The sequence below is a fragment of the Mangrovibacterium sp. genome, from assembly GCF_041596335.1.
Taxonomy (GTDB): Bacteria; Bacteroidota; Bacteroidia; order Bacteroidales; family Prolixibacteraceae; genus Mangrovibacterium.
In genome coordinates, this window is sequence record NZ_JBFHIT010000002.1 from 230,100 (window position 1) to 237,177 (window position 7,078).

The 7,078-nt window shown below is 39.3% G+C and carries 9 protein-coding genes; 2 read left to right on the forward strand and 7 right to left on the reverse strand.

Features of this window, described 5'->3' with window-relative positions; translation table 11 throughout:
• Positions 1 to 161: 161 nt before the first annotated feature.
• The 4 genes from ABZD21_RS01975 to ABZD21_RS01990 all read right to left on the reverse strand — a co-directional run bounded on the left by ABZD21_RS01975 (position 162) and on the right by ABZD21_RS01990 (position 3,300).
• Positions 162 to 1,313 carry a pyridoxal phosphate-dependent aminotransferase gene (locus ABZD21_RS01975; protein ID WP_372772486.1) on the reverse strand — a complete coding sequence of 384 codons (1,152 nt, stop codon included), beginning with the start codon at positions 1,311 to 1,313 and terminating at the stop codon, positions 162 to 164.
• Between the two features lie 80 nt (positions 1,314 to 1,393).
• Positions 1,394 to 1,903, reverse strand: a complete 510-nt coding sequence (locus ABZD21_RS01980; protein WP_372772487.1) for a hypothetical protein — start codon at positions 1,901 to 1,903, stop codon at positions 1,394 to 1,396.
• 85 nt (positions 1,904 to 1,988) lie between these two features.
• Complete coding sequence (locus tag ABZD21_RS01985; RefSeq protein WP_372772489.1) at positions 1,989 to 2,573, reverse strand: porin family protein; 585 nt, start codon at positions 2,571 to 2,573, stop codon at positions 1,989 to 1,991.
• Positions 2,574 to 2,709: 136 nt separating this feature from the next.
• A complete protein-coding gene (locus ABZD21_RS01990; RefSeq protein ID WP_372772490.1) occupies positions 2,710 to 3,300 on the reverse strand; it encodes a thioredoxin family protein in 591 nt (196 codons plus the stop codon).
• 277 nt (positions 3,301 to 3,577) lie between these two features.
• On the opposite strand from ABZD21_RS01990, the gene ABZD21_RS01995 reads away from it, so the two are divergent.
• The gene (locus tag ABZD21_RS01995) at positions 3,578 to 3,784 is read left to right on the forward strand and encodes a hypothetical protein (RefSeq protein ID WP_372772491.1); all 207 of its coding nucleotides are present in this window, start codon (positions 3,578 to 3,580) and stop codon (positions 3,782 to 3,784) included.
• 35 nt (positions 3,785 to 3,819) lie between these two features.
• Here the strand turns inward: ABZD21_RS01995 and ABZD21_RS02000 are convergent, their stop codons facing one another.
• Genes ABZD21_RS02000 through ABZD21_RS02010 form a run of 3 tightly spaced genes read right to left on the reverse strand, consistent with a single transcriptional unit; the run spans position 3,820 to position 6,192 of the window.
• A complete protein-coding gene (locus tag ABZD21_RS02000) occupies positions 3,820 to 4,773 on the reverse strand; it encodes a D-2-hydroxyacid dehydrogenase (RefSeq protein WP_372772492.1) in 954 nt (317 codons plus the stop codon).
• A 50-nt stretch (positions 4,774 to 4,823) separates the two neighbouring features.
• Positions 4,824 to 5,150 (reverse strand): DUF4907 domain-containing protein, encoded by a 327-nt coding sequence (locus ABZD21_RS02005; protein WP_372772493.1) that lies wholly within the window; start codon positions 5,148 to 5,150, stop codon positions 4,824 to 4,826.
• On the reverse strand, positions 5,128 to 6,192 hold the full coding sequence (locus ABZD21_RS02010) for a Kelch repeat-containing protein (RefSeq protein ID WP_372772494.1): 1,065 nt from the start codon (positions 6,190 to 6,192) through the stop codon (positions 5,128 to 5,130). The genes ABZD21_RS02005 and ABZD21_RS02010 overlap by 23 nt, the downstream gene beginning before the upstream one ends.
• A gap of 364 nt (positions 6,193 to 6,556) precedes the next feature.
• On the opposite strand from ABZD21_RS02010, the gene ABZD21_RS02015 reads away from it, so the two are divergent.
• Positions 6,557 to 7,078: DUF4270 family protein (locus ABZD21_RS02015; protein ID WP_372772500.1), on the forward strand; the 522-nt coding region annotated here is incomplete at its 3' end.

Here is a 7,078-nt window from a genome sequence, read left to right on the forward strand (position 1 = left end):
GATCAGATTGAATATCTGATGTTTTCCTACGTTTAAAAAGACGCTCGAAAAATGAAATAATTACATCTGTGCAGTCTGGTTTCGATAAACGAACGGAAATGTGCGGTAAACGACTTGTATTGATCGGCTGAAGTGGATGAAGAATGAAGAATGGGTTAAAGCTATCCCATTTTCAATTTATTGTGAAGGAAATTTTCAAGTCGATCAAGTCCTTCTTTGATATTTTCAATCGAATTTGCATACGAAAAACGCAAGTACCCCTCGCCTCCCGGCCCAAAGTCTATTCCGGGGGTCACCCCAACGTGTGCTTTTTCCAGTATTTCGAAAGCGAGATTATATGAATCCAACGACAAATGAGAGGCATCAACAAAAACATAAAAAGCGCCAGTTGGCTCAACCGGTATTTTAAAGCCCATCTTGATGAGTCGTTGAATCAAATAGCGCCTTCTTTCGTTATAAACTGTCACCATTGCCGAAACACGACTTCCACCATTGTTTAAGGCGGCAATACCCCCGCGTTGAGCAGTAGAACTAGCACAGATAAACAAATTTTGTTGCATCTTCTGAAGGGTTCGGATAAATGCTTTGGGAGCGATCAAATAGCCCAACCGCAATCCAGTCATGGCGTATCGTTTCGAAAATCCATTCACAACAAATGCACTGTTGGTATATTCCAGAATACTATGTGCTGCTTGTTCGTATACAAGTCCATGATAAATTTCGTCTGAAATAATGGGAACTTCCAGCGAAGCCATCATTTTAAGCGACTCGATTGTCAACAAATTACCCGTCGGATTCATCGGGCTGTTGATGATGATCGCTTTTGTCCGTTCGCTAATCCGCTCGATGATGTCTTCAGCATGAAATTGAAAGCCATCGTGCGGAGAAACCGGAACCCGAACGACTTTTGCTCCGATGTAGTGAATGAAATTAGCATAACAAGCATAAGCCGGATCAGAAATGATAACCTCGTCGTTTTGATCGCACAAAACCGACAAAGCCATTAGAATGGCCGGTGAAGATCCCGAAGTTATTATAATCTGTGTCGGATCAACCTGCACACCATATTCCGTATTGTATTGTTCAGCAATTGCTTGCCTCAGTTCCGGATCGCCCAAACTATGTGTATAATGCGTTCTACCTTCATTCAGCGCATCACAAACAGCCCCTTTAACACAATCAGGAATATCGAAATCGGGTTCACCCACTTCCAGATGAATGATGTGCATTCCCTCTTTTTCCATGGCATGTGCTCTCTCAAGCACTTCCATCACAATAAACGGATTGATTTCTTTTACACGTGAAGCTGTCATGCTGATTCTTGGTTCGTGAAACGAAAGTACTGAACTTTCTCTGCCCAAACAAGATCGGAATTTGAATTCTGAGATCCGACTCAGTAACCGGACGATTGGTTTATTTGAACACCTCCGCCAATCCTAAATTTATCGGACACTTTATATTCCAGAAAAAGATTTACACCCTGAAAATTCATTTTGGAAGGATCGAAACTAAATGGTTGGCTGCTAAAAACAGAGTTGGCGGAAAAGCTGCTTCCCCCAACCTTCAATTTGTCAGACAACCGGTATATCGCTGCAGAATTTACAATATAGTTCGAACTAAAAGGAGTTTGAACCATCATTCCCATTGGTCGTTCTGACTGAAATCCAACAATCTGCGGACTGGTAATCTCTAGTTTCAATATATCGTTAGTCTGAAAATGTAATTGAGGCGATTTTAAGTGGTTATCAAGTTCGCCAAAGGTTGAGTTACGGTCAAAATTGAATAATTCCTGATAAAGAAAATCATATTCTGCATGTTTAAATTCCAGTGCAACTGAATCAGCCTGAGCAGTGGATTTTAAACTAAACAATGCGATAAGAATCAGAAAAAGAAACTGTTTCATTTTCCAAAATTAATTTAGTATTCTGATTTTTTGCAATGAAACGGCATCTTTTTCCGATCGCAGAATGACGACTAATCAAATTTATCTAGAACCGGATACCTAAAGTAAACAAGAACGATTTGCTTTTCTCTTTACCTGAACCATCTGAGAAATCGCCAAAGCTATTTTCGATTCGTGCATCAAGTGACAGGATCCACATATCAACACCTACTCCATACTGAATTCCCATATAACTATCCTTGAGATCGTCGACATCAAAGAATGTTTCGTCGCTATCGGTTTCACTCTTTTTTGTAATAAAAGACATAACCGGCCCGGCATCTATGCGAACAGTATACATTTTTTTCTCGATTATTTTGGCACCAAGTAAAATCGGAATATCAATACTACTAAGATCAAAAGACTCTGTTCCACCTGCTTCTACATCTTTTAGCTCTCCACCTTTCGATGTAAAATAAAGCTCAGGCTGAAAATAAACACGATTCATATTGATCCGCGCAAACGCACCAACCAAAAAATTATTTACAGATCCATCATTGAACTGCTCATAATCTGTCTTGATTTTAGACGTGTTAAAACCTGCTTTCAAACCTAGATTTACTCGATCCGATTTAGCGTAACCAAATTGCAACGCGAACAAAAAAACAATCAATAACAACGACTTTTTCATGTCTTACGGTTTTTAAAATTTATTTGTCAGTCAATAGTCAACTAAAATATACCGAACCAAAAGAATTCTACATGTTTCTGATCGATACGTTCGTATCAAAAATACAATATATTCCGACTTAATTGTATTCACTAATTCACTTTTGCCAAACCAAATCGCAGGCGTCAGCTGGCATCCAATGTTTGTGCTTTCCTTCCCATTTTACATTACAGCCTATTGGATTGGTGATCGGAATAGATACCGGCTTGCCGTTGCAAAGCTCACTCAACGTTCGATCCAAATCGTTTACCGCAATTTTCGAACGATCCCGAGGACTATCGTTGCCACGCCCTGTATAAACCAATTTGCGCTCCTTATCAAAAACGAAAAAATGCGGGGTTCTCAGGGCTCCGTAGGCTAATGCAACCTCCTGACTTTGGTCATAAAGATATACCCATGGAAATTTAAATTCGTCCATACGCTGCACCATGTGCTCGAAGTCGTCTTCCTGGTAGGTATTTTTACTATTCGAATTTATGGCAACAAAACGCACCCCTCTGTCTTTGTATTTCAATGCTGCCTCTTGCGTTACCATATCGCTTCCGATAACGTACGGACAATGGTTGCAGGTAAAAAACAGCACCAATATTTCAGCGGCATCAAAATCGGCCAGCCTATAATTTTTCCCATCTGTTGCCGGCAATTCGAAAGTTATTGCAGGCTTTCCCGGTTGAAGTGTAAAACTCATGGTATCTCTAATTTACTTTAATAACAATGAGCTCCTAATTTAGTTTCGTTGTAACACGTGACGAAAGTGGCAACTCATTCAGAATACGACAGCCAATAGATTAAAAGGAGTAAATACGACTACTGAATGTTAGCAAATTCTTCATTTTTCTATTTAATCGTAAAAAAATCAGACAAGCTATTGGAAATAAAAAAAAAAATCGAGTAGTTTGAAAACAAGAAATAAATTCTACATCTATTTTTAAACTTTTGTAATTTAAGTTAATAGCTTTAAAAAAATGAAATCGAACAAGCACTCAAAAGTGAGTTTCAAACATTCTGACATTGAGAAAAATGACATTGGCAGCCAATTTGGAAAAGGTGCAAAAAAAGATAAAACTGCCAAAAAGCGATTATCAATTTATGATGAGTTCGAAGAAGATGATCTGGATCTGATGAAGTACAAAAGCAAAGACGAAGAGCTTTTCGACGATGATGAGGAATAGCCGGCAATTTGCTTATTCTGTCTAAATCTTATTGATTAGGTTACTATATTTTGAGGTTTATTATTCAAATAGGCCTCAAAATTAGTTAAAAGGATTTCCATAAGCCGAGTTCTGGCTTCAAACGTAGCCCAAGCGATATGTGGTGTGATGTAACAGTTCGTTGCGTTCAGCAAGGGATTCGTTTCTTTTGGTGGTTCAGTCGATAACACATCAAGACACGCAGCTCCTAAATGTCCGTCATTCAACGCATTAGCCAAATCCTGTTCATGCACGAGTGGCCCTCTCCCTGTGTTGATCAGTACTGCTCCCTTTTTCATAATTGAAAATTTGGATGCATTCATAAATTCGAAGCTGTCAGCTGTAAGTGGGCAATTCAAACTCACGAAATCTGAAGCCCGCAGCAGGTCGTCTAATTCAACTTGTTGAAAACCAGCAGGAACATTCTCCTTTACCGAACGACTCTGAAAAAGAACCTTCATTCCAAAGGCTTGTGCTATTGTCGCAACTTTTTGACCAATTCTCCCAAAACCAACAATCCCAATTACCTTTCCGGCCAACTCAACCTGACGTCCAAGACGAAATGAGAAATCGACACAATTTGTCCAAGCGCCATCTCGAACCGCTCGATTGTGTTCTGCTATTTGATTTGTCAGATTTAGGATAAATGAAAAGACCAATTGAGCGACCGAATCAGTACTGTAAGCCGGAATATTTGTTACGGTTATCCCAGCTTTCTTGGCTGCGCCTAAATCGACTACATTCACTCCGGTTGCCATGACGCCTATATATTTCAACTGAGGTGCTGCGGCCATAATCTCAGCTGTAATAACCACCTTGTTTGTAAAAATTGCGGATGCATCACGAATTCTTTTTACGACAGATTCGTCTGTTGTGCGGTCATAAACCTCTAGTTCTCCATGCCTGGCGAACCCATCCCAGCTGAATTCTCCGGGATTTAATGTGTATGCATCCAATACGACAATCTTCATTTCAACATTATTTAAACTGCAAAGAGGCTAAAACGAAAAATACACGAAGGTTATTTCGTGTATTGAATCTCTAAGCTATCTAACTCGTGTATTGTAAGCGCTGGATTTTGCCTGCTAATAATTTTCTTTAACATCAGGCGACCTGTTTTCAGCGCGTCATCTTCCGTTCTAAAAGTTTGTCGCCCCACCACTGCCGGAATAAAGGGCTGGCTAATATAAACCGAAGTATCTTTCAATATTTCATATCCCCATCCTCCATCAGTCTGTTGTGTACTTTTCACTTCAACTTTAATTTTTGGCTGGCAGGAGCAAAAAAATACTCCTGAAAAAATCAGGAGTATCTTAACGTATTTTTTAATATCCGTTGTCATCATCATCTTGTTCTGAATTCGGATCGAACCGCCAAATGTCGTCGAAATAGTAACCACTATTCTGGCCTGTTGTCACGTAACCCATATCGTCGATGGTAAACGCCACTGCATTGTATCTGGACGAACCTTCAAATGAAGTCTTTTCTTCCCACAAGTCGGTTGAAACGTTGTATTCCCAAACTGAAGTTCCAGAAGAACTTTTTCCAGCAGTTGCAATGTAACCTTTACCGCCTGAAGTGAAAGCAACACCATTGGTTCTTACGATATCGTCATAATCGTCATCGAAATCATCATCATCATCAGCATCGGTAATCGATCTCAATTTCGTCCATGAGTCGGTTGATGCATCGTACTTCCAGAAATCACTCACATATGAACCGTTATTAATACCAGATGCAACATAGGCTACCTCATCGATTACAAACGCCACAGCGTCGCTGCGTTTCGACCCACCAATTGCAGTTTTTTCAGACCAGGTTTGACTGGAGGGATCGAAAGCATACATATCTTTCAAAATGTTTCCGTCACCATCTGTTCCACAACCAACATAGCCAATTCCGTTGATCGAAAAAGCGATTGCTCCTTCACGACCAACAACACTAGTTGTGTTTACATTGTCGCTTTGCAAGTCGGGAATTTGCGACCAAAGATTCGTTGCCGGATCATATTCGTAAAAGTCTTTCAAACGAACTCCTACTGTACCATCAAATCCTGTACCTACATATAATTTACTGTCTGCAGCAAATGAAACAGCATTTGTTCTTGCAGAACCAGGAAAATCAGCGATTTGTGACCATTGGTCTCTTGACGCATCGTATGTCCAAAAGTCTTGCAGGCGATCATCATCGGAATCCAATCCAGTTCCCATGTACCCTAGACTGCCAACCGCAACACCGGTAGCACTTGTCCTTGGAACTCCGTTGAAATCCGAAAGTTTAACCCAGTTACCTACTAAATCATCATCATCATCACCACTACACGATACTAATGGTAGTATTATTGAGAGTACTAATCCGATTTTTATAAACCGGACTGAACGTGCAAGCACAAAAAAATTTTTTAGAACCATTTGCTAATCATTATTCAGTTTGGGCGCAAACATAGCTGGTTAACGATATCTAAAAAAAAATGATAGACGAACAAGCGTTATTTTGCGATTTAATAACTTTATATCCGTATAATATCCACTTTTATAGATATAAATTCAGATTTGGTTAAAATTATTCACGAATTTTAACACCACTTAAGTGATAAACACTAGTAATTCGGTTTTTATCGATTTTAAAACCCATTTCATAGATATTAATAATTATTTAGTCGATATTTCTTTTGGGACTAGCAACAATAGTCTTGCTTTGCAGCCAAAGGGAACTTTTCTTTTATATTGTATACAAACAATCATTCTATTTTATATGGTTAAAAATCGGTTTTGGGTATTTGCTTGGGCTCTTCTGCTAGCTTCATGTAGTACCGATGTTGGAAATTTTCAGATAGGAGAAGATTTAGTTGAAACTGAATCGACTATTTTAATGACAGATAGTTTTTCCATCAAGTTCTCCACTGTTATTATGGATTCAATTGTGACTTCCAACCCCACCAGAGGGTTAGTAGGTACTTATTCAAACAATCAGATTGGCACGACCGAATTACGCCATTATTTCAATTTCGATCGGGCAAGTGGTATTTCTTCAATTTTGGACAACACGGGATCCGACACTGAAATTTTAGACTCACTGACCTTAATTCTCAACTATTCAGGATTCAGTATCGGTGACACTACGCAAACATTCACGATTCAACTTCATCGACTACAAGAAGAACTGGAGCTAATGGATACGGATGTGTCTGCGGAATATCTTTTTAACAATAGTTCTTTCCCATACGATGAAGATCCAATGACTGAATACAGCTTTACCCCCTATCCGAATGCGGAA

What these genes read in the sequence shown, in the direction of transcription:
- ABZD21_RS01975 (WP_372772486.1), bottom strand. Translation starts at nt 1,313, where the DNA reads ATGACAGCTTCACGTGTAAAAGAAATCAATCCGTTTATTGTGATGGAA.
- ABZD21_RS01980 (WP_372772487.1), bottom strand. Translation starts at nt 1,903, where the DNA reads ATGAAACAGTTTCTTTTTCTGATTCTTATCGCATTGTTTAGTTTAAAA.
- ABZD21_RS01985 (WP_372772489.1), bottom strand. Translation starts at nt 2,573, where the DNA reads ATGAAAAAGTCGTTGTTATTGATTGTTTTTTTGTTCGCGTTGCAATTT.
- ABZD21_RS01990 (WP_372772490.1), bottom strand. Translation starts at nt 3,300, where the DNA reads ATGAGTTTTACACTTCAACCGGGAAAGCCTGCAATAACTTTCGAATTG.
- ABZD21_RS01995 (WP_372772491.1), top strand. Translation starts at nt 3,578, where the DNA reads ATGAAATCGAACAAGCACTCAAAAGTGAGTTTCAAACATTCTGACATT.
- ABZD21_RS02000 (WP_372772492.1), bottom strand. Translation starts at nt 4,773, where the DNA reads ATGAAGATTGTCGTATTGGATGCATACACATTAAATCCCGGAGAATTC.
- ABZD21_RS02005 (WP_372772493.1), bottom strand. Translation starts at nt 5,150, where the DNA reads ATGATGATGACAACGGATATTAAAAAATACGTTAAGATACTCCTGATT.